The sequence below is a fragment of the Flavobacterium sp. 1355 genome, from assembly GCF_017833415.1.
GTDB lineage: Bacteria > Bacteroidota > Bacteroidia > Flavobacteriales > Flavobacteriaceae > Flavobacterium.
Window position 1 is genome coordinate 90,503 of sequence record NZ_JAFICC010000010.1, and the last position, 19,705, is coordinate 110,207.

The 19,705-nt window shown below is 33.1% G+C and carries 18 protein-coding genes; 9 read left to right on the forward strand and 9 right to left on the reverse strand.

Annotated elements, in window-relative coordinates:
- The first annotated feature begins 66 nt into the window (after window positions 1-66).
- Both JOD96_RS14040 and JOD96_RS14045 read left to right on the forward strand, forming a co-directional pair.
- Window positions 67-648, forward strand: coding sequence for a tRNA-(ms[2]io[6]A)-hydroxylase (locus tag JOD96_RS14040; protein WP_209564873.1), 582 nt, complete (start codon window positions 67-69; stop codon window positions 646-648).
- Window positions 649-705: 57 nt separating this feature from the next.
- Window positions 706-3,462, forward strand: a complete 2,757-nt coding sequence (locus tag JOD96_RS14045; protein WP_209564874.1) for an AsmA-like C-terminal region-containing protein — start codon at window positions 706-708, stop codon at window positions 3,460-3,462.
- Between the two features lie 387 nt (window positions 3,463-3,849).
- Here the strand turns inward: JOD96_RS14045 and rpmA are convergent, their stop codons facing one another.
- Window positions 3,850-4,110: a 50S ribosomal protein L27 gene (gene rpmA, locus JOD96_RS14050; RefSeq protein WP_017497241.1), complete on the reverse strand. Its 261-nt coding sequence runs from the start codon at window positions 4,108-4,110 to the stop codon at window positions 3,850-3,852.
- A gap of 24 nt (window positions 4,111-4,134) precedes the next feature.
- Entirely contained in the window at window positions 4,135-4,578 is a 444-nt protein-coding gene (gene rplU / locus JOD96_RS14055) for a 50S ribosomal protein L21 (protein ID WP_026983809.1), read from the reverse strand.
- Between the two features lie 275 nt (window positions 4,579-4,853).
- On the opposite strand from rplU, the gene JOD96_RS14060 reads away from it, so the two are divergent.
- Window positions 4,854-6,176, forward strand: coding sequence for a M16 family metallopeptidase (locus tag JOD96_RS14060; RefSeq protein ID WP_209564875.1), 1,323 nt, complete (start codon window positions 4,854-4,856; stop codon window positions 6,174-6,176).
- A gap of 10 nt (window positions 6,177-6,186) precedes the next feature.
- A complete protein-coding gene (locus tag JOD96_RS14065) occupies window positions 6,187-8,235 on the forward strand; it encodes a M16 family metallopeptidase (RefSeq protein ID WP_209564876.1) in 2,049 nt (682 codons plus the stop codon).
- Window positions 8,236-8,289: 54 nt separating this feature from the next.
- Here JOD96_RS14065 and JOD96_RS14070 read toward each other — a convergent pair whose 3' ends face one another.
- Complete coding sequence (locus JOD96_RS14070; RefSeq protein ID WP_209564877.1) at window positions 8,290-9,177, reverse strand: DMT family transporter; 888 nt, start codon at window positions 9,175-9,177, stop codon at window positions 8,290-8,292.
- Window positions 9,178-9,278: 101 nt separating this feature from the next.
- Here JOD96_RS14070 and JOD96_RS14075 point away from each other — a divergent pair, with 101 nt between their 5' ends.
- The gene (locus JOD96_RS14075) at window positions 9,279-9,656 is read left to right on the forward strand and encodes a heavy-metal-associated domain-containing protein (protein ID WP_209564878.1); all 378 of its coding nucleotides are present in this window, start codon (window positions 9,279-9,281) and stop codon (window positions 9,654-9,656) included.
- Between the two features lie 62 nt (window positions 9,657-9,718).
- On the opposite strand, the gene gldD is transcribed toward JOD96_RS14075, so the two are convergent.
- From gldD to JOD96_RS14090, 3 genes are read right to left on the reverse strand one after another with little or no spacing between them, the layout of a single operon-like run.
- A complete protein-coding gene (gene gldD, locus JOD96_RS14080; protein WP_209564879.1) occupies window positions 9,719-10,279 on the reverse strand; it encodes a gliding motility lipoprotein GldD in 561 nt (186 codons plus the stop codon).
- Between the two features lies 1 nt (window position 10,280).
- A complete protein-coding gene (locus JOD96_RS14085; protein ID WP_209564880.1) occupies window positions 10,281-11,576 on the reverse strand; it encodes a gliding motility-associated protein GldE in 1,296 nt (431 codons plus the stop codon).
- A 23-nt stretch (window positions 11,577-11,599) separates the two neighbouring features.
- Complete coding sequence (locus JOD96_RS14090; protein WP_209564986.1) at window positions 11,600-12,040, reverse strand: single-stranded DNA-binding protein; 441 nt, start codon at window positions 12,038-12,040, stop codon at window positions 11,600-11,602.
- Between the two features lie 225 nt (window positions 12,041-12,265).
- Between JOD96_RS14090 and JOD96_RS14095 the strand changes: the two genes are divergently transcribed.
- The gene (locus tag JOD96_RS14095; RefSeq protein WP_209564881.1) at window positions 12,266-12,604 is read left to right on the forward strand and encodes a DUF2085 domain-containing protein; all 339 of its coding nucleotides are present in this window, start codon (window positions 12,266-12,268) and stop codon (window positions 12,602-12,604) included.
- Between the two features lie 22 nt (window positions 12,605-12,626).
- Window positions 12,627-12,866: a hypothetical protein gene (locus JOD96_RS14100; RefSeq protein WP_209564882.1), complete on the forward strand. Its 240-nt coding sequence runs from the start codon at window positions 12,627-12,629 to the stop codon at window positions 12,864-12,866.
- Window positions 12,867-12,898: 32 nt separating this feature from the next.
- Here JOD96_RS14100 and mutY read toward each other — a convergent pair whose 3' ends face one another.
- On the reverse strand, window positions 12,899-13,963 hold the full coding sequence (gene mutY, locus JOD96_RS14105; protein WP_209564883.1) for an A/G-specific adenine glycosylase: 1,065 nt from the start codon (window positions 13,961-13,963) through the stop codon (window positions 12,899-12,901).
- A 140-nt stretch (window positions 13,964-14,103) separates the two neighbouring features.
- Here mutY and JOD96_RS14110 point away from each other — a divergent pair, with 140 nt between their 5' ends.
- Window positions 14,104-14,394, forward strand: coding sequence for an HU family DNA-binding protein (locus JOD96_RS14110; RefSeq protein WP_193846671.1), 291 nt, complete (start codon window positions 14,104-14,106; stop codon window positions 14,392-14,394).
- Window positions 14,395-14,826: 432 nt separating this feature from the next.
- On the forward strand, window positions 14,827-16,371 hold the full coding sequence (locus tag JOD96_RS14115; RefSeq protein WP_209564884.1) for an Rne/Rng family ribonuclease: 1,545 nt from the start codon (window positions 14,827-14,829) through the stop codon (window positions 16,369-16,371).
- Between the two features lie 113 nt (window positions 16,372-16,484).
- Here JOD96_RS14115 and pbpC read toward each other — a convergent pair whose 3' ends face one another.
- Both pbpC and JOD96_RS14125 read right to left on the reverse strand, forming a co-directional pair.
- A complete protein-coding gene (pbpC, locus tag JOD96_RS14120; protein WP_209564885.1) occupies window positions 16,485-18,860 on the reverse strand; it encodes a penicillin-binding protein 1C in 2,376 nt (791 codons plus the stop codon).
- A 146-nt stretch (window positions 18,861-19,006) separates the two neighbouring features.
- Window positions 19,007-19,597: a transposase gene (locus JOD96_RS14125; RefSeq protein ID WP_209564886.1), complete on the reverse strand. Its 591-nt coding sequence runs from the start codon at window positions 19,595-19,597 to the stop codon at window positions 19,007-19,009.
- Between the last annotated feature and the right edge of the window lie 108 nt (window positions 19,598-19,705).

Sequence of the window (19,705 nt, forward strand, 5' to 3'; positions counted from 1 at the left end):
ACATGATATTTCCTGATTTTAGCTGATAAAAAGACTAATTTTGCAAAATATAAATCTGCAATAATTATGTTAGGATTAAAATTAGCTACGGATCCGCGTTGGGTAAATATAGTCGAATCAAATATCGAAGAAATTTTAACGGACCATGCCTGGTGTGAGCAAAAAGCAGCTTCGAACGCTATCAGCTTAGTTACATATAACTCTGAATTAGAGGAATTAGTAACTGAAATGCTTATAATTGCCCGAGAAGAATTAGAGCATCTGCAAATGGTGCACGACATAATTAAAAAAAGAGGCTTGGCTTTGGGACGAGAAAGAAAAGATCATTATGTAAATGAGCTTTTTAAATTTATGAAAAAAGACGGAAGCCGTAAAGATGCTCTTTGTGATCGTTTACTTTTTTCTGCCATGATAGAAGCAAGAAGCTGTGAGCGTTTTAAAGTTCTTTCTGAAAACATAAAAGACCAAGAACTGGCAAAATTTTATCGCGATTTAATGATTTCCGAAGCCGGGCACTATACTACATTTTTAGGATTTGCCAGAAAATATACAGACAATATAGACATTGATAAACGCTGGAAAGAGTGGATTGAATACGAAGGTTCGATTATTACTAATTATGGAAAAAGTGAAACCGTTCACGGATAATTTTTTTATACCATTTACTGTCATTACTTTATAAAATTCAATTTTAACAAACTTGTTATGTCAAAAAATAAATCCAGATCGATTGTATTTAAAATTGCCAAATACGTCGGGATAACGTTCGCCGTTATTTTAGGATTATTGTTTTTAACCCCAATCGTTTTTGCAGACCAGATTAAAGAGCAGATTAAAAAAACTGCTAACGAAAGATTAAGCGCCGAACTAAATTATTCTGATGTTTCGGTTTCTTTTTTTCATCATTTTCCGTCGTTGACTTTAACCTTAAATGACTTAAAACTTAACGGTTCTGCACCTTATACAAACGAACATTTTATCACTGCAAAAGAAGTTTCTTTTGGAATAAATGTCGCTAGTTTAATTTTTAGTAAATCTGTAAAAATTGACCAGATTTACCTTTCCGACTCGTCTATTAATGTAAAAGTAAATGAAAAAGGAGAAGCTAATTATAACGTTTACAAATCATCTGCACAAACACCAAAATCCAAAGACAGTACAGATACTGCTCTAAAACTGGAGAGAATCGAAATTATAAACAGTAAAATTGTTTATGATGACAAATCTACAAAAGTTCATTTTGATGCTTTTAGCTTTAATTATCTGGGAAAAGGAAACCTGGACAAAGCAATTTTTGATTTGTACTCTAAAGCCAAAATTGAAAAATTAAATATTGTTTATGATGGTGAACCCTATTTAATGAACAAACAGATTGATGCTGACTTAATTACAAAAATTAACGTTAACTCCTTGTCTTTTGTTTTTCAACAAAACAACTTAAAAATTAATCAGCTTTTGGTCGATTTTAAAGGAAAATTTGATTTTCTGAAAGAGGGTTATAATATGGATCTTGTTTTAAAATCTGACAACAGTGATTTGTACGATGTTTTTACTGCATTTCCTCCAAAATATATTACCTGGCTTTCTAAAACCGAATTAAAAGGAAAAACGAATCTCTTTTTAACTTTAAAAGGAAATTATATTGCCTCACAACACATTGCACCGGATTTGAATTTGGACTTAAAACTGGAAAATGGTTTTGTAAATTATAATAAGAGTGCTTTTCCGGTTTCGAATTTAAATTTCGAAATTAAAACAACTGTGCCTTCCTTAAATCCTGAGCTTTTAACTGTTGATGCCAAAAACTTATCTCTAAATATCAACCAGGATTACTTAAAATCAAAATTTTACATGCGAGGCCTTACTTCTCCGGATATTAATGCTGATTTTAAAGCTAAAATTAATCTTGAGAAACTAAACAAGGGGCTTGGAATCCCTGATTTGACTTTAAAAGGAAGCCTAATTGGAGATGTTACTGCAAAAGGAAAATTTGACCAAAAGAATAAACTTTTTCCGGTTACAAATGGAAATATTAGCCTGACAAATGGTTATTTAAAAACAAAATATTACCCAAATCCGATTACTAATATCATTGTAAAAACAAGAATTGAAAATCAAAAAGGAACTTTTCAGGACTTAAAAGTTAATCTAAAGCCAGCGCAATTTACTTTTGAAGGAAAACCTGTTTTTGTACAGGCTGATTTAAGTAATTTTAATGATTTAAATTATGATGTGAAGGCAAAAGGCGAACTTGATGTAAACAAAATTTACAAAGTTTTTTCTCAAAAAGGGCTTGATTTGGATGGTTTTGTAAAAGCCGATCTGGCTTTGAAAGGAAAACAAAGTGATGCCGAAAAAGGAAACTACAGCAAACTAAACAACAAAGGAACTCTTGAACTTAGGAACATCGGAATTGTTTCTGAATACCTGCCTCAAAAATTTATCATTAAAGAAGGTGTTTTTAAGATCAATCAGGATAAAATGACATTCAAAAACTTTTTGGCCGCTTATGGACAATCTGATTTTACGATGAATGGCTATTTACAAAATGTTTTTAATTATGCTACAAGCAAAACCGGTATTTTAAAAGGTTCTTTTAAAGTTACTTCCCGTTATATAAATATAGACGAATTCATGTCAAATGTTCCGGAAAATACTGCTGTAAACGAAGCACCGGCAAAAACTCAAATGCCTGAAACAAAGCCAACACAAACTGGTGTTATTATAATTCCGACAAATCTGAATTTACAATTGCTGGCAAATGCACAGAAAGTAAGTTTTGAAAAAATGAATATGCAAAATGCTTCCGGATACTTAAAAATGAAAAATGGAAAGCTAAGCATGCAAAATACCGGTTTTAACTTAATTGGCTGTAATGTTGCAATGAATGCCAATTATCAGGCGGTAACATCTCAAAAAGCAAATTTTGATTATGCAATAAAAGCTTCTGATTTTGATATAAAAAGGGCTTATAACGAAATTGAGGTCTTTAGAAAAATGGCCAGCGCAGCAGAAAAAGCACAAGGAATTGTTTCTCTGGATTATCAACTAAAAGGGAGATTAAACGGAAAAATGGAACCTGTTTATCCATCTCTTACAGGTGGCGGAACACTCTCTGTAAAGAATGTAAAAGTAAGAGGTTTAAAAATGTTCAATGCTGTGAGTAAACAAACAAGTTCTGAGGCTATAAAAAATCCGGATCTTTCTAAAGTAGATATAAAAACTACTATAAAGAATAATATTATGACGGTAGAACGCTTCAAATTTAAATTTGCAGGCTTTAGACCAAGAATTGAAGGAACCACAAGTCTGGACGGAAAATTAAATTTAAAAATGCGTCTGGGGCTTCCTCCTTTAGGCATTTTCGGAATTCCGCTGACTGTGACAGGAACTCAGGATAATCCGAAAATAAAAGTTGGAAGAAAATCTGAAGATCTTGAGGAAACAAAAGATACTGAGTAATAAAACTCAATATCTTAAATTCCAAATTCCAATCTCTACTTTTTGGAATAAGAAAAAACATTCCTATTAAACATTAGAAACCTGTTCATAATGAGCAGGTTTTTTATTTTATAAAACTTATTATTGTGCAGGAATGGAGGAAATCAATTTATAATTTTCAATGATCTTCCTTTAGTAATTATTATCACTTCAAAAGCTTACAATAAACCCTACTGGTATTCTCAAACAGATAAAATTGTATTGGATTATATTTTGCTGCTATAATAAAATAGTGAATTTTACCGTTTATTGTATTATATACGCCGATAATCAAATTCAAAATTTTCTATAGAAAACAAAAAACCCGTTCGCCAAGGCGAACGGGTTTTATAATAAGTAGTCTAATGATTATGCTTCGAATGGAAGAATAGATACATAAGATTTGTTATCTTTTTTCTTTTGGAACTTAACAACTCCAGCTACTCTTGCGTGTAGTGTGTGATCTTTACTGATGTAAACATTTTCACCTGGATTATGTTTTGAACCTCTTTGTCTAACGATGATGTTCCCAGCAATAGCAGCTTGTCCACCAAAAATCTTAACGCCTAGACGTTTTGATTCTGATTCTCTACCATTCTTCGAACTACCGACACCTTTCTTGTGAGCCATGACGTATGAGTTTAAATATTGTTATTATTCTTTAGTAGCTTCTTTTTTTGCTTTTGGAGCTGCTGCTTTTTTTGCTTTTGGAGCTGCTTCAACTTCAGTTGCCGGAGCATCTTCTGCTACAACCGCTTTTTTAGCTGCTGCTTTTTTAGTTCCGCCTGCTGCAGTAATACCTTCAATTACAATTTGAGTAAGATATTGTCTATGACCATTTCTCTTTTTGTAACCTTTTCTTCTTTTCTTTTTGAAAACGATTACTTTATCTCCTTTTAAGTGTTGTAACACTTTAGCTTCTACTGAAGCACCTTCTATAGCTGGGGCGCCTAAAGTTACGCTTCCGTTATCGTCTAATAAAAGAACTTTGTCAAATGAAATACTTGAACCTTCTTCGTTAGCCAAACGGTTAACATAAACCTTTAAGTCTTTGCTTACTTTAAATTGTTGCCCTGCTATCTCTACGATTGCATACATACCAAATTGATTTATTGATTTTTAAGGTTGCAAATATACAATTAATAATTTACTGTGCAATGTCTAATTTTAAAAATATTTATATGGCCTTAAATCCTGTTTTTCAAAGCTTTTAACCGATTTCAAATCAACAACAAAGCCTTACTGGCTGTTAAAGTATCCTCAAAATAAAAAGCTAATCTTAAATTGATAATTAAAAAAAAGTTATTTTTGATGTAACTAAAATCAATTCTTGGTTACCTACTCTATTAGGTATATATAAATTATTAATCTTTATGAAAAATTCTATAATGATAGTAAGCGCAGCACTAATGCTTGGCGGAATAGCTCATGCTCAAAAAGTAGTTTTTGAAGAATACAATTTAGATAACGGCATGCATGTTATCCTGCACAACGACCCTTCTGCCCCCGTAGTGATTACTTCTGTAATGTATCATGTAGGATCTAAAGACGAACGTCCTGACCGAACAGGATTTGCGCACTTTTTTGAACATTTATTATTTGAGGGAACCCAAAACATAAAACGTGGTGAATGGATGAAAATCGTCACTGCAAATGGCGGTGTGAACAACGCCAATACTTCTGATGACAGAACATATTATTATGAAGTATTTCCATCGAACAGCCTGGAACTTGGGTTATGGATGGAGTCTGAGCGACTAATGCATCCTATTATTAATAAGATTGGTGTTGACACACAAAATGAAGTTGTAAAGGAAGAAAAAAGAATGCGTTATGACAATCAGCCTTACGGGAACATTCTGCCAGAGGTAAAGAAAAACATGTTCAAAAATCATCCTTATCGCTGGACAACTATCGGTTCTATGAAAGATCTGGATGCGGCAACCCTTGAAGAGTTTCAGGCTTTTAATAAAAAATTCTACACACCAAATAATGCCGTATTGGTTGTTGCCGGAGATTTTGATAAAACAAAAGCAAAAGAATGGATTCAGAAATATTTTGGACCAATTCCTAAAGGAGAGGTTGTAAAAAAACAAACGTACACAGAAGAACCAATTACACAAACCATAAAAGCAACTTACGAAGATCCAAACATCCAGATCCCGATGATTGTTGCCTCGTACAGAACTCCTTCTATGAAAACCAGGGATGCAAGAGTTTTAGATTTGATTTCTTCTTACCTGAGTGATGGGAAAAGTTCAAAATTATACAAGAAAATTGTTGATGACAAAAAAATGGCCCTTCAGATTGGCGCAGTAGGTTTTAGTCAGGAAGATTATGGGACATATATTTTGTATGGTTTACCAATGGGAAATTACACAACAGCAGATATCTTAAAGGAAATGGATGAGGAAATTGTAAAAATCCAAACTGATCTGATTTCTGAAAAAGATTATGAAAAATTACAAAACAAATTCGATAATAATTTTGTCAATGCAAATGCAAGTGTTGAAGGAATTGCAGAAAATTTAGCCTCTTATTATTTACTTTACGGAGACGTAAATCTTATCAATACAGAAATCGATCTTTATCATTCTATCACAAGAGAAGAAATCAGAGAGGTTGCCAAAAAGTATTTAAACCCAAATCAGCGTTTAATTTTAGATTATGTTCCTTCAACAAAAGTTCAAAACTAAGAATCGAATCATGAAAAAAATACATACAGTTTTAATCCTTTTATTCCTTACCGGAATTATGCAAGCACAAGATCGTCCACAACCAAAACCAGGAAACTCACCAGTAGTCAACATCAAAAAACCACAAACTTTTGTTTTGTCAAATGGTATGAAAGTTTTGGTAGTTGAAAATCATAAATTACCAAGAGTAAGCTTCAACCTTACTCTGGACAACGCTCCTTTTATTGAAGGAAACAAAAAAGGTGTTGACGAACTGACCAGCAGCCTGATCGGAAACGGCACTAAAAAAACAACAAAAGAAGCCTTTAATGAAGAAATTGATTTTTACGGAGCCCAGATCAACTTCACTTCGCAAGGAGCTTATGCCAGCTCACTTTCAAAATATTCAGGCCGTGTCTTAGAGCTTCTCGCAGAAGGTGCTCTAAAGCCAAATTTTACACAAACTGAGTTTGATAAGGAAAAAGCAAAATTATTAGAAGGACTCAAAGCCGATGAAAAAAGTGTTCCTGCTATTGCAAACCGTGTTGTAGATGTTTTGACATTTGGAAAAAATCACCCTTCGGGAGAATATATTTCTGAAGAAACAGTGAAAAATGTAACCCTTGCAGATGTTCAGGCAAATTATGCAACTTATTTTGTTCCAGAAAATGCTTATTTAGTTATTATCGGAGACATCAAGTTTAAAGAAACAAAAGCAGCTGTTGAAAAACTTTTTGGAGGCTGGAAAAAACAGGCAGCTCCAAAAAACTCATATCCTGATCCTGTAAATGTTTCTAAACTTCAGATTGATTTTGTTGATGTTCCGAATGCCGTTCAATCTGAAATTTCATTAGTAAATACAGTAAACTTAAAAATGAGTGATCCTGATTTTTTTCCTGCTGTAATTGCCAATCAAATTTTGGGAGGTGATTTTAACAGTTATTTAAACATGAATCTGCGCGAACAACACGCCTGGACTTATGGAGCAAACTCAAATATTGGAAGCGGAAAATATGTTACCAAATTTAAAGCGTCATCTGCAGTTAGAAATGCTGTTACTGATAGCGCTGTAGCTGAATTTGTAAAAGAAATAAAAAGAATCAGAACCGAAAAAGTTTCTGATGATGTGTTGAAAAACGTAAAAGCCGGTTATATCGGAAGATTTGTAATGCAGGTCGAGAAACCTCAGGCTGTTGCCCGTTATGCGTTAAATATTGAGACCGAGAAACTTCCTGCTGATTTCTACGAAAAATACATTCAGACAATTAACAATGTTACGGCTGACGACATTTACCGTGTCTCGAATAAATATTTTCCTTTGGACAACATGCGTATCGTAGTTGTAGGAAAAGGTTCTGAAGTGATTGAAGGATTAGAAAAACTCAAGATTCCAATTTTTTATTATGATAAATATGGAAATCCAATTGAGAAACCAGTTACAAAAAAAGAAGCTCCGGCCGGAATTACAGCACAAAATGTTTTTGAAAACTATCTTAAAGCAATTGGCGGCGAAAAAGCAGTTGCAGCGGTAAAAACACTGGCCATGGCAGGATCAACAACAATTCCTCAGGCTCCTTCTCCACTGAGCTTTACATCAAAATTAGATTCAAAAGGAAAAATGATGGTTTCACTTAATATGGGGACGATGCCTTTGATGAAACAGGTTGTTAATGACAAGGGTGCATACATTGAGCAGCAAGGCCAACGTAAAAACCTGGAAGGGGATGATTTAGCAGAAATGAAAGCAAGTGCTGCTCCTTTTGAAGAATTGCGTCTAAGCAAAAGAACAGATCTGAAAATTAGCGGAATCGAACCTATAAATGGCAAAGATGCCTATTCTATAAAGGATGGTAAAACAGTTTATTATTATGATGTAAAATCAGGTTTAAAAGTAGCTAAGTTAAAAGTAAAAGAACAAAGTGGGCAATCAACTACCCAAACAACTTATTTTAACGATTATAAAGACGTAAAGGGCGTAAAAGTTCCTTTTAATATTGTTCAGAATGCGGGTTTTGAACTCGATATCAAAATGTCTGAAATCAAAATAAACGAAGGAGTTTCGGATAGTGATTTTCTTTAAATCCTCATTAACCCGGATTTAGAAAACAGACAAGACTAAAAGCGCTGTCAAAGTTTAAGACTTTGGCAGCGCTTTTTCTTTTTTAGCCGATAAATAGACTCCAATCAAAATTATAAATGCACCAAAAAACTGAGTTCTCGTCAGCATTTCATTATCCAACAATCCCCAGAAAAATGCTACTATCGGAATTAAATATGTTACTGATGTTGCAAATACCGGAGATGACATTTGTATTAGTTTAAAAAAGACAATGTTTGCAATTCCTGTTCCCAGAATCCCCAGGATCATGACAAAGAAAACAGAATGTTGGGCAGTCTCCAAATGCACTTTCTGACTAATATCAGTTGTACTTAAAATAATTAAGGCGGGAAGAAGCAATACAGTAAAATTTCCTGTTGTAATACTAACCGAATTCAAGTCTGATAAATATCTCTTTATTAAATTTACATTTATAGCATAACAAAGTGTAGCAATCACAACGAGAAGAACATAATAGTAATTTTGTCCGGGATGTGCAGATGCTCCGCTTAAGACTAACAACAGGCAGCCTATTAACCCAACAAAAACTCCCAGAACTTGTTTCTTCTGAAACTGAAGTCCAAAAAAGAGTATCCCTAAAATTAATGTATTTAAAGGAGTAAGCGAATTTAAAATCGCCACAATTGAACTATCAACTTCTGTCTCTGCGATAGCAAAAAAATAGGCCGGAATACAGGTTCCGAAAACAGAAGTAAGAGCAACAAATTTCCATTGTTGCCGCGAGATTTTTTTTAAACTTTTAAAACCTACGATTAGCAGAAACAAAGCAGCAAAAATAATCCTGAAAGAACCAACCTGGATTGCAGTTAAACCTACCAATCCTCTTTTTATAAGAATAAATGAACTTCCCCAAATCAGTGAAAGCACAAATAAATAAATCCATTTTAACTGTTTTGCATCCATGAGCTTTGTTTTACTGCAAATTTGTACTATTTTTATGAACTGACCGCTGGTTTTTTATTAATTTTGCAAGAAAGTTAATAGCAATTTAAAACTTATATATAATGAAAATTTCAAAAATCTTAATCGCTGCAACAATCGCTGGCTTAGTATTCGTTGGCTGCAAAAAAGAAGAAGATAAAAGCCTTCAGGTTGTAAATGCAGAAAAAAACACTCCGAAAGAACACAAACCAATTGCTGCTGAAAATCTTCAAACTGCAAGTTTTACCATAGACGGAATGACTTGTGCTGTTGGATGTGCAAAAACGATAGAAGAAGAATTAACAAATCTGGAGGGAGTTGATAAGGCAACTGTTGATTTTGATAAAAAAACGGCAACAGTTACATTTGATAAAACGATTCAAAACCCGGAAAATCTAACGAAAGTAGTTCAGAAAACCGGAGACGGAAAAACATATAAGGTTTCGAATATGAAATCATAATTAAACTGACATAAAAAAAAGCATCCGACGGGATGCTTTTTTTTATGTTATTTATTTGAGAATTACTTCCACTTTAACGTTTCCATTAACTGTCGCATATCATTTTTGATGTAACTAGCTGCAGGCATAATAGAATCAAAATTGGGTTTAGCATAAAAGTAAACCGATCCTGTTATAAAATGCTTTGTACTGTCTGTCACATAAAATTGTGAGTTAGTAGCCGCATTTCCATCTACCTGATAAAACATGCCGTAAACCTTTTTTTCAGGGTTTAAATAAGGCTGTTCTAAAATATCATCGGCTTTGATAACATGCTCATACGTTAGTTTTTGAGCATCTTTCAATAATTTTTCAATGTTATTGTTTACAGGTTTATAGGTAAGGTAAATTGTTGCTTTCATTTTAGGATAGGTTATAGCAAACCCACAATTTTTTTCCCCTTTAATCACAGCACCTTCGTTCATTTGAAAAGTAAAAGGACAATTGTTTTCAAAGTTAACATAAGTTGCTTCCGGATAATCTAAACGCAGATAACTTGACGGCTTAGGCAAAACATCTTTTTTACAACTTAAAAGTGTAAATATTAGCAAAACGATGGTTGTCGAAATTATTTTTTTAAGCATTTTATTCTAATGTTACTTTTATTTGTTTTACACGTTTATTATCCACTGCCTCAATTGTAAAAACACAATTTTCAAAAGTTATTTTTTGATCTTTTTTGGGAAAATTACCAAGGATTTCCAAAATAAAACCAGCCAGTGTCTCTGCTTCGCCTTTTTGTGTTTCAAAAATATCCTCATCGACTTCGACAATTCTGTAAAAATCCTTTAGGTTAATTTTGCCTTCAAACAGAAAGTTTTTTTCATCAATTTGAGAAAAATTCAGATTTTCATCATCAAATTCATCACTTATATCTCCCACAATCTCTTCTATAACATCTTCCAGAGAAACCAAACCAGATGTCCCTCCATATTCATCAACTACAATTGCCAAATGACTTTTAAGGCTCTGAAAATCCTTCAAAAGATTATCAAGTTTTTTATTTTCAGGAACAAAAAAAGCTTCTCTGATTAATGATGTCCATTCGAACTCCTTTTTATCAATGTGCGGAAGCAAATCCTTAACAAACAAAACCCCTTCTATCTGGTCAATATTGTCTTTGTATACCGGAATTCTTGAAAATCCTTTTTCGATAATTTTTACACAAATGGCTTCAAAAGATTCTGAAATTTCCAAAGCAAAGATATCAATCCTCGGACTCATAACCTGTTTGGTATCTGTGTTCCCAAAAGAAACGATTCCTTCCAGAATTTTTTGCTCGTCTGTAGATGTTCCATCAGAATCGGTAAGCTCTAATGCTTGTGACAACTGATTTATCGAAAAATTATTTTTCTGTTTCCCCAGCTTATTTTGCAAATATAGGTTAAGACTGCGCATAGGCAAACTTACAGGCGAAAGTAATTTATCTAAAAAGGATATTGGATATGCTACCCATTTTGCAAATTTTATGTTGTTACGGCTTGCGTATACTTTTGGTAAAACTTCTCCAAATAATAAAATCAAAAAGGTTACTACACTTACTTCGAGAATAAATTTTAAGGCGGGAGAATTTACATTAGAAAAAATATTTTGCCCAATAAATGAAAACAAAATAACCACTCCTATGTTTAAAAAATTATTGGCTACCAATAATGTCGCTAAAAGTTTTTTGGGCCTGTCTAAAAGTTTAGAAATGATTTTTCCTTTAGAACTGTTTTCGTGAAGAGTATCATCAATATTTTTTTGTGATAAAGAGAAAAGTGCTACTTCTGCACCAGACACAATTGCTGAAAGAAACAGCAAAATAAATATTCCGACAAAACCAATTAGTAAATTGATGTCTAAATTTGTACTAAAAAGTAAACTGGGCTCCGGGTCCAAACTGAAAAAAATTAGTTAAACAATCAAAAAGGCAAATCGTTTATAGGCAAGCCTTCATTATTGGTTTCAAAGTTAGTGTTTTTTCCTGATTCTGATTCAGAATTCGGCTTATGACCTGTAGTTTCTTTTTTGGTGGTCAGGAAAGTAAATTCCGTAACCTGAATTTCGGTTGTGTATTTTGTCACACCGTCTTCTCCTTGCCATTGGCGGGATTTTATTCTACCTTCGACATAGATTTTATCTCCTTTAGAAAGATATTTTTCACAAATTTCAGCAGCTTTGTTTCGCACAACAAGGTTATGCCATTCTGTAGAAGTTATTTTTTCATTAGTGGTTTTGTTAATATAAACTTCATTAGTTGCCAACTGAAAACGTCCGATGCAGTTCCCTCCATCAAAATAATGCATTTTTACATCATCGCCCAAATGGCCAATGAGCATCACTTTATTTAATGTTCCGTTCATAGTTTTTGGTGATATTTCTATCAAAGATACATTTTTTTAGCAATTTATTTCCTGCTTTTCGAAAATTTATAAATCGATATAGTAAAAATGATTGTTTTTTAAATCATTGTCAATATTTGCTTTTTATTTTTCATTAATCATAACTTTAAAATAAAGAAACATAAATTTTACAATAGAATTTGATGAAAAATTTTGTTAAATTAAATAATAATGTATTTTTGGTTTATGATAAAAATAGAATTTGTTAGTTGTCATAAACTACCCGAAAGATCTTTTTTCTACAAAGGAAAGCAATTTCCTTTTTGTGCCAGATGTACTGGTATTTATGTAGGATATTTTATTTTCATACCACTTTTGTGGTTTATGAAAATTGATATTTATTGGGCTTTGTTGGCTGTTTTGCCAACAATAATTGACGGGCTTACACAAGCTTATTGCAACAGAGAAAGCAATAATCTCCTTCGTTTTGCTTCTGGTATCCTTGCAGGTTACGGACTTGCCGGCATCTCAGATTTTATTGCATACTGGATTGTATTTTTTTTCAAATACCTAATTTTTAATTAACAACTAAATAAATATAATAACTATGTCTGAAGAAAACTCAAAATTTGATGAATTTGAAAACAGAAATGACAATTCTCAAGAAGATTTAAGCACTGGGTTAAAAGTGTTATCATTCTGTATCCCATTAGCAGGAGCAATCATTTACTTTGTAAAAAAGAATGATCAGCCTGTTGCCGCTAAATCTGCCTGTAATATGGCCTTAATAGGTTTTGCAGTTGGTATTGTTGTTCGAATTATTCAATATGCTACAATGGGTGCATAAATTACAAAAGGCTTCTTATCAGAAGCCTTTTTTTATAGTTTTTCTATAAAATTATAAATCACAATAGGAAAAGGCAATGTTTTTAAATCATTGATATCAATACCTCCTTTAATTATTTCCTTAACTCTGATTTTCCAGAACTGGATATGCAAATGCTGATGGGATAACTTATGAATTACTGTTGCATGACTATACTCTTCTATACCTATAATAGTATAATCAGAAAAAATATCATCTTGTACCGCTTTAGAAACAAAATCAAAATCAACAATTTCCTGGGTTTCAAAAAGAGGAAATTCGTATAGATTATGCCAGATCCCTTTTGCTTCTCTTTTTTGGACTACTGTATTCCCCAAAACATCTTCTAAAACAAAATAATTAAAAAATCTATTTGTGACTTTTGTCTTTTTGGATTTTACCGGCAAAGTATTTACCTTCTTCTTTTGAAGAGCCGCACAACTATCATTAAAAACGCAAATTTTACAATCAGGACTTTTAGGCACGCATTGCAAAGCACCAAACTCCATGATAGCCTGATTAAAAATCGCTGGATTAGCCTCGCTCGGTTCGGCTCCGCCTCGAGTTCCTTTTGGCATTAATTCGTATGCAAGTTCCGTAAATTCTTTTTTTGTAGCCGGAAGCGTTATATCGGATTCGATATCAAAGTAGCGGGAAAGCACCCGAAATACATTTCCATCTACAACAGGCACGGCTTCATTATAAGAAAAAGATGCAATAGCAGCAGCTGTATATTCCCCTACTCCTTTTAATTTTAGCAAGTCCTTATATGTAGGAGGAAAAACACCATTTAACTCATTTGCTACATATTGGGCTGTTTTATGCAAATTTCGGGCACGGGAATAATACCCTAATCCCTGCCAAAGTTTTAAAACCTGTTCTTCATTGGCATTTGCCAGGTCAAACACGGTAGGAAATTCCTTCGTAAACGAAAAAAAATAGGGCATTCCTTGTGCTACTCGCGTCTGTTGTAACATAATTTCTGAGAGCCAAATTAGGTACGGATTGGTAGTATTCCTCCAAGGCAAATCACGTTTGTTTTGTAAATACCATTTTATCAATTGGTTATGAAAAATCATAGAAAAATTCTTAGAATACAAAAGTAAATCTTTATGTAATTAAAATTTAACGAATTAGCTTGATTAATTATTTTTTTAATTCCTATATTTGCAAACTCAAAAAAATAGTACATCATTTATAAAATAAAATAGGAAAGAAAATGACGAAAGCAGACATCGTAGCGAAAATTTCAGAGAAACTTGGTCTTGAAAAAGGAGACGTTCAAGCAACAGTAGAAAGTTTCATGGAAGAAGTTAAAATTTCATTAGAAACTGGTGACAATGTTTACCTAAGAGGTTTCGGTAGTTTTATCGTAAAAACAAGAGCTGAAAAAACAGGTAGAAACATTTCTAAAAACACTACTATCAAAATTCCAGCACACAACATTCCTGCTTTTAAACCTGCAAAAGTATTTGTAGAAGGGGTTAAAACAAACAACGAAGCAAAATAATACTATTAATTAATTATAAAATCGACACGATATGCCAAGTGGTAAAAAAAGAAAGAGACATAAGGTAGCTACTCACAAAAGAAAGAAAAGAGCGAGAGCTAACCGTCACAAAAAGAAAAAGTAGTTTTAAACTACTTTTTTCTTTTTAACGTTCATTGAAATTTGGGAAATTTCAAAAATTCCAAAAAATAAAATCCAAAATCCAAAAATTAAGAAACAATTTTGATTCAATTGGAATTTGGAATTTAAAAATTGAAATTTAAACTTTCCCTCCCGGGTTCAATACCTGTTAAAAATATTGTTTAATCCATCTGTAGATAAGATTTTAGATCTTAGACCCGATTGCTATCGGGATAGATTTTTAGATTTTTTTAATCTATTTTTCTATTCTCTATATTCTATTTTCTGAAAAAACAGATAAAAATTTACAGTGTGAATAAAGAATTAATCATTAGATCTAGTTCTGAAGCCGTAGATTTTGCCTTATTAAAAGATGGAAAACTAATTGAATTACACAAAGAAGAAGAGAAAAGCAACTTTCAGGTTGGTGATATTTTTATTGCCAAAATCAGAAAACCAGTTGCCGGACTTAATGCTGCTTTTGTAAATGTTGGCTTCGAAAAAGATGCCTTTTTACATTATCACGATTTAGGGCCTAACTTAGCTTCCCAACTGAAATTCATAAAACTTGTAAGCGCAGGTAAAATAAAAGATTTCTCCCTAAAAACCTTTCAGTTTGAAAAAGAGATTGACAAAGATGGCATCATTACTGATATTTTAAGTGCCAATCAATCTGTTTTAGTTCAAGTTGTTAAAGAACCTATATCGACCAAGGGTCCAAGAATAAGCGCTGAGCTTTCATTGGCAGGAAGATTTATTGTTCTCGTTCCGTTTTCTGACCGTGTTTCTATTTCTCAAAAAATAGAAGACAAAAAGGAAAAGGATCGTCTAAAAAAACTTGTTCTATCGATCAAACCTAAAGGATTTGGTGTTATTGTTCGCACAGTAGCCGAAGGCAAAAACGTAGCCGAATTAGAAAAAGATTTGCAGAACCTGCTTGGCAGATGGACTGCAATGTGTAAAAAATTACCAACTGCTCATCATCCATCAAAAGTATTAGGAGAACTTAACAGAGCTTCCTCAATATTAAGAGATGTATTTAATGATACCTTCAGCGGTATTCAGATAGATGACGAAGAGTTGTTCCACCAAACGAAGGAATATCTGCAAGAAATTGCACCTTCAAAACAATCGATTGTAAAGTTTTATCAATCAAACGACACTCCAATTTTCGAGAAATACAATATAGAGAGACAAATCAAAACTTCATTTGGACGTACCGTTTCCATGAGTAAAGGCGCCTATCTTATTATTGAACACACTGAAGCTCTTCACGTTATAGACGTAAATAGCGGAAACCGTTCGAATAAGGCGACTAACCAGGAAGATACCGCCATGGAAGTAAATATGATTGCAGCCGCTGAAATTGCCAGACAACTTCGTTTGCGTGATATGGGCGGGATAATCGTAGTTGATTTTATCGATATGTCTAATCCTGAAAACAGGAAAGTCCTGTTCGACTTCTTGCGAGAAGAAATGAGCGACGATAAAGCAAAACATAAAATCTTACCACCTAGTAAATTTGGTTTAGTCCAAATTACCAGACAACGCGTAAGACCAGAAGTTAATATTAAAACCAGAGAAGAAGATCCTAACAATGAACATGGCGAAATTGAAGCGCCAATTTTAATCATTGATAAAATCGCATCTGATCTGGACAGAATTTTAAAAACCCACAATAAAGTTGTACTTAATGTACATCCGTTTGTGGCTGCATACCTCAGTAAAGGTTTTCCATCATTACGTTCAAAATGGTTTTTTGAACATAAGAAATGGGTGAAAATCATACCTCGTGACGCTTACACGTACTTAGAATACCATTTCTATGATAAAAAAGGAAATGTTATTTCAGAATAAAATAAAAACCGCCTCTCGAAAGATTGGCGGTTTTTTTATGTTCTTTTTTTTTATTTCAGTAGCCACGAATTCACAAATTAATTTTGCAATCAGTGACTATTTTAAAATAAACATTACTCTCTTATAATTTCTACTTTTCTCGTAATCTCATTTCCTGATTCATCTACTACCGTGATATAATGAAATCCTGCATTCATTATAATTGGTTTTTCATGAAAAACCTTAGTCACGCCTTTATAAACATGATCTACATACCAAAATAATTGTTTTTCTCTTTGAGAATATGCCACTTTAAAAATTACCGGCTGTATTTCACTATTAAAATTCTTTGTCAAATAAATTTTACTATTCGTTTTTGGATAAATAAAATCCATAGCAATAGTTTGTGTGCCTAAACAATCTTCTTTAAATGGCGGTAATGGTAAATATTCGATGTGTTTAGCTTTATAATACCAAGCCATAACGGGCGGCAATACAAACCAGTTTTTAGTAACTATATTTTCAACACTTTCACAACTGCTGTTAACTTGAAATTGTTGGGTTTTGTCCAGATGAATTGTTTTATGATAAGGGCAAACTGTAGTTGATTTTCCTTTTTTAGTGACCCATTGTTTAATTTTTGGGCAACCTTCTTTTGCCAGATACCCGCTCAAACTACAGACCTCAACTTCATTTAAATCTTCGTACGGAATCCCAAACCATCGCTGTCTTGGCAATAAATTAAATACATCAAACAAGATTGGCGCAGCACTCGCAACTCCGGTTAAGGTTGGTCTTCCTTCACCTGTGGCGTTCCCTGCCCAAATACCCACTACATATCTGGAATTTGTTCCTATTGCCCATGCATCACGATTTCCGAAACTGGTTCCTGTCTTCCAGGCGATTTTAAGTGAACTATCATAAAATTTCCAGGCTTCATCTCCTTCTGGCCTGTTAACCTCTTCCATTGCATTGTACATAAGCCAAATTGAACCAGCTCCTATTATATTCTTTTGGTCGGTTTCTGATCCGAAATCGGCTTCAAAATCATTATTATAATTGAGTTCTGCAAATTCATTTGTTCTGTATTTCCCGTGGCTTTTGTTAAAGTAATTAACGGTTGATGAGAGGTTTGAATATGTTCTGCACAAATCCCACAGATTACTTTCGGCCCCACCCAAAATAAGCGACAATCCATAATGATCGGGTGATTTATTAATGTCTTTAAGCTCGAATTTTTGCAGTTCTTCATAAAATTTATTTACGCCAAAATCCTGAAGCATCAAAACCGCCGGAATATTCAAAGAGCGTGACAACGCCCGATGTGCCGGTACTGCTCCATCAAAAGTCAGGTTAAAATTCTGAGGTGTATATCCCGCAATTTGAGTTGGAACATCTGCGACTAAGGTATTTGGCAATAATTCGCCATCATCGAGCATGGCTGCATACAGCAAAGGTTTCAGGATACTTCCTGTACTTCTGGGCGCATCAATAATATCAACATCTTTTTGGTGATCACTGTCTGTTGGAGAATTTCCGATATAAGATATTACGTTTCTGGTCTTGACATCAATTACCAAAATCGCCAGATTATTAACTTCGTTTTGCTTGTACTGATTGTAATAATATTTAGCAATTTGATTAACCCGATTCTGAAGCGTAAAATCTATTGTTGTTTTTATTCTTTTTCCTTCTTCATTTTTTGCTACACGCTGTAATAAATGTGGTGCAATCTGAGGCAGATTATATGGTTTTTGTGGTAATTGTTCGTCTATTGAAAGTTCGTAAGTCTGCTGATCAATTACACCTTCCTGATTTAATTTTAATAAAAGCCGATTACGTTTTTCTAATAATTTGATTTGATTTTTTCCGGGATAAATTAAACTTGGAGCATTTGGCAAAACCGCCAGGGTAGCACTTTCTGCCCATGACAATTGGTTCGACTGGACACCAAAATATCGCCATGCAGCCATTTCGAGTCCGACAACATTTCCTCCAAATGGAGCATGCGCAGCATATAATTCCAGAATTTCATTTTTAGAATATCCCAATTCAAGTCTTGTTGAAAGAATAACTTCTATGATTTTTTCAAAATAAGTTCTCTTTTTTCCTTTTCTGGAAAGTCGGATTACCTGCTGCGTTAATGTACTTCCTCCACGAACAACTTTTCCGGCTTTTCTGTTCTGCTTTATGGCATTTATCATTGCAACCGGATTAAAACCCGGATGTTTATAGAAATACTCGTCCTCAAAATAAACAATACATTTTTTAAATTTATCCGGAACGCTATCCTGTGCCGGAAAACGCCATTGGCCGTCCCGGGCAATTTTTGCGCCCAGTAATTCGCCATCACTGCTTTCAATAACAGTTGAATATGGCTCTTTAAACAAAGTTCCCGGTAATGAAAAATAGTAAATCAGCAAAAGCAGAAATGCAATTGCTGATTTTATCTTATTTATTTTTATCCAATTTATAACGCGTTCAAGAAACGCTTTTAATTTATTTTTCAAAGTAATTGGAAATTTTTTTTAGTATTCTAACAGGTTTCCAAAACCTGTTAGGTATTATTTTAAAGTGAAATAAAAAAATGTTAAATAGTGTTCTAAAGCTATACCTAACAGGTTTTCCAAACCTGTTAGGAGACTTCAATGTAATTTTAGTCATCTATTAAACTTACATCATTAACTACTCCTTTGTAGATAATTTTTCTTTCATCATGATAAAATTTAAAGTTTTCTAAATCATCAAATAGTTCGAGAATAAATTCTCTATTAATATTCGTAGGTTTATCTGACAGATAAGCACGATATGATGAATGCAAATAAGTTTCAGCCAGTTCTGTAAATTTATGCTTTACAGGATTTAAGTGAACATATACAATCAACTGCTTCAAATACATTTCATTTTCAATTCTATTTCTTTGCAAATGTTCCTGAAACAAACTCCCTGTTCTATTATATGCTTTATTAATACTTTTACAATAAGCATTAAATAAATTTGAAAAAGGAAGATGAACTTTTTCTTTAAATTTTTCCGGTAAATTGCTTTTGTCCTTTATTCGTAAAACAATATGAAAATGGTTTTTAAGTAAGCAATAAGCATAAATTTCAGCTATTGGCAAAATATACTTCTTAATCTTTTCGAGAAAATAATTATAATTTTTTTCTTCTATAAAAATATTCTCTTTATTATTTCCTCTATTGTAAATATGATAATATTGTCCCTCTTCAAAAAAATCCTTCTTCATTATAATTTTTTTCATTATCCTAACAGGTTTCCAAAACCTGTTAGGTATCTTTTTTATGCTTTTTTATTCTTTAATTCTAATAAAATACAACAGGTTTTGGAAACCTGT

Bases quoted from the DNA above. Each gene is read 5' to 3' on its own strand.
- JOD96_RS14040 (WP_209564873.1), top strand. From the start codon at position 67: ATGTTAGGATTAAAATTAGCTACGGATCCGCGTTGGGTAAATATAGTC.
- JOD96_RS14045 (WP_209564874.1), top strand. From the start codon at position 706: ATGTCAAAAAATAAATCCAGATCGATTGTATTTAAAATTGCCAAATAC.
- rpmA (WP_017497241.1), bottom strand. From the start codon at position 4,110: ATGGCTCACAAGAAAGGTGTCGGTAGTTCGAAGAATGGTAGAGAATCA.
- rplU (WP_026983809.1), bottom strand. From the start codon at position 4,578: ATGTATGCAATCGTAGAGATAGCAGGGCAACAATTTAAAGTAAGCAAA.
- JOD96_RS14060 (WP_209564875.1), top strand. From the start codon at position 4,854: ATGAAAAATTCTATAATGATAGTAAGCGCAGCACTAATGCTTGGCGGA.
- JOD96_RS14065 (WP_209564876.1), top strand. From the start codon at position 6,187: ATGAAAAAAATACATACAGTTTTAATCCTTTTATTCCTTACCGGAATT.
- JOD96_RS14070 (WP_209564877.1), bottom strand. From the start codon at position 9,177: ATGGATGCAAAACAGTTAAAATGGATTTATTTATTTGTGCTTTCACTG.
- JOD96_RS14075 (WP_209564878.1), top strand. From the start codon at position 9,279: ATGAAAATTTCAAAAATCTTAATCGCTGCAACAATCGCTGGCTTAGTA.
- gldD (WP_209564879.1), bottom strand. From the start codon at position 10,279: ATGCTTAAAAAAATAATTTCGACAACCATCGTTTTGCTAATATTTACA.
- JOD96_RS14090 (WP_209564986.1), bottom strand. From the start codon at position 12,040: ATGAACGGAACATTAAATAAAGTGATGCTCATTGGCCATTTGGGCGAT.
- JOD96_RS14095 (WP_209564881.1), top strand. From the start codon at position 12,266: ATGATAAAAATAGAATTTGTTAGTTGTCATAAACTACCCGAAAGATCT.
- JOD96_RS14100 (WP_209564882.1), top strand. From the start codon at position 12,627: ATGTCTGAAGAAAACTCAAAATTTGATGAATTTGAAAACAGAAATGAC.
- mutY (WP_209564883.1), bottom strand. From the start codon at position 13,963: ATGATTTTTCATAACCAATTGATAAAATGGTATTTACAAAACAAACGT.
- JOD96_RS14110 (WP_193846671.1), top strand. From the start codon at position 14,104: ATGACGAAAGCAGACATCGTAGCGAAAATTTCAGAGAAACTTGGTCTT.
- JOD96_RS14125 (WP_209564886.1), bottom strand. From the start codon at position 19,597: ATGAAGAAGGATTTTTTTGAAGAGGGACAATATTATCATATTTACAAT.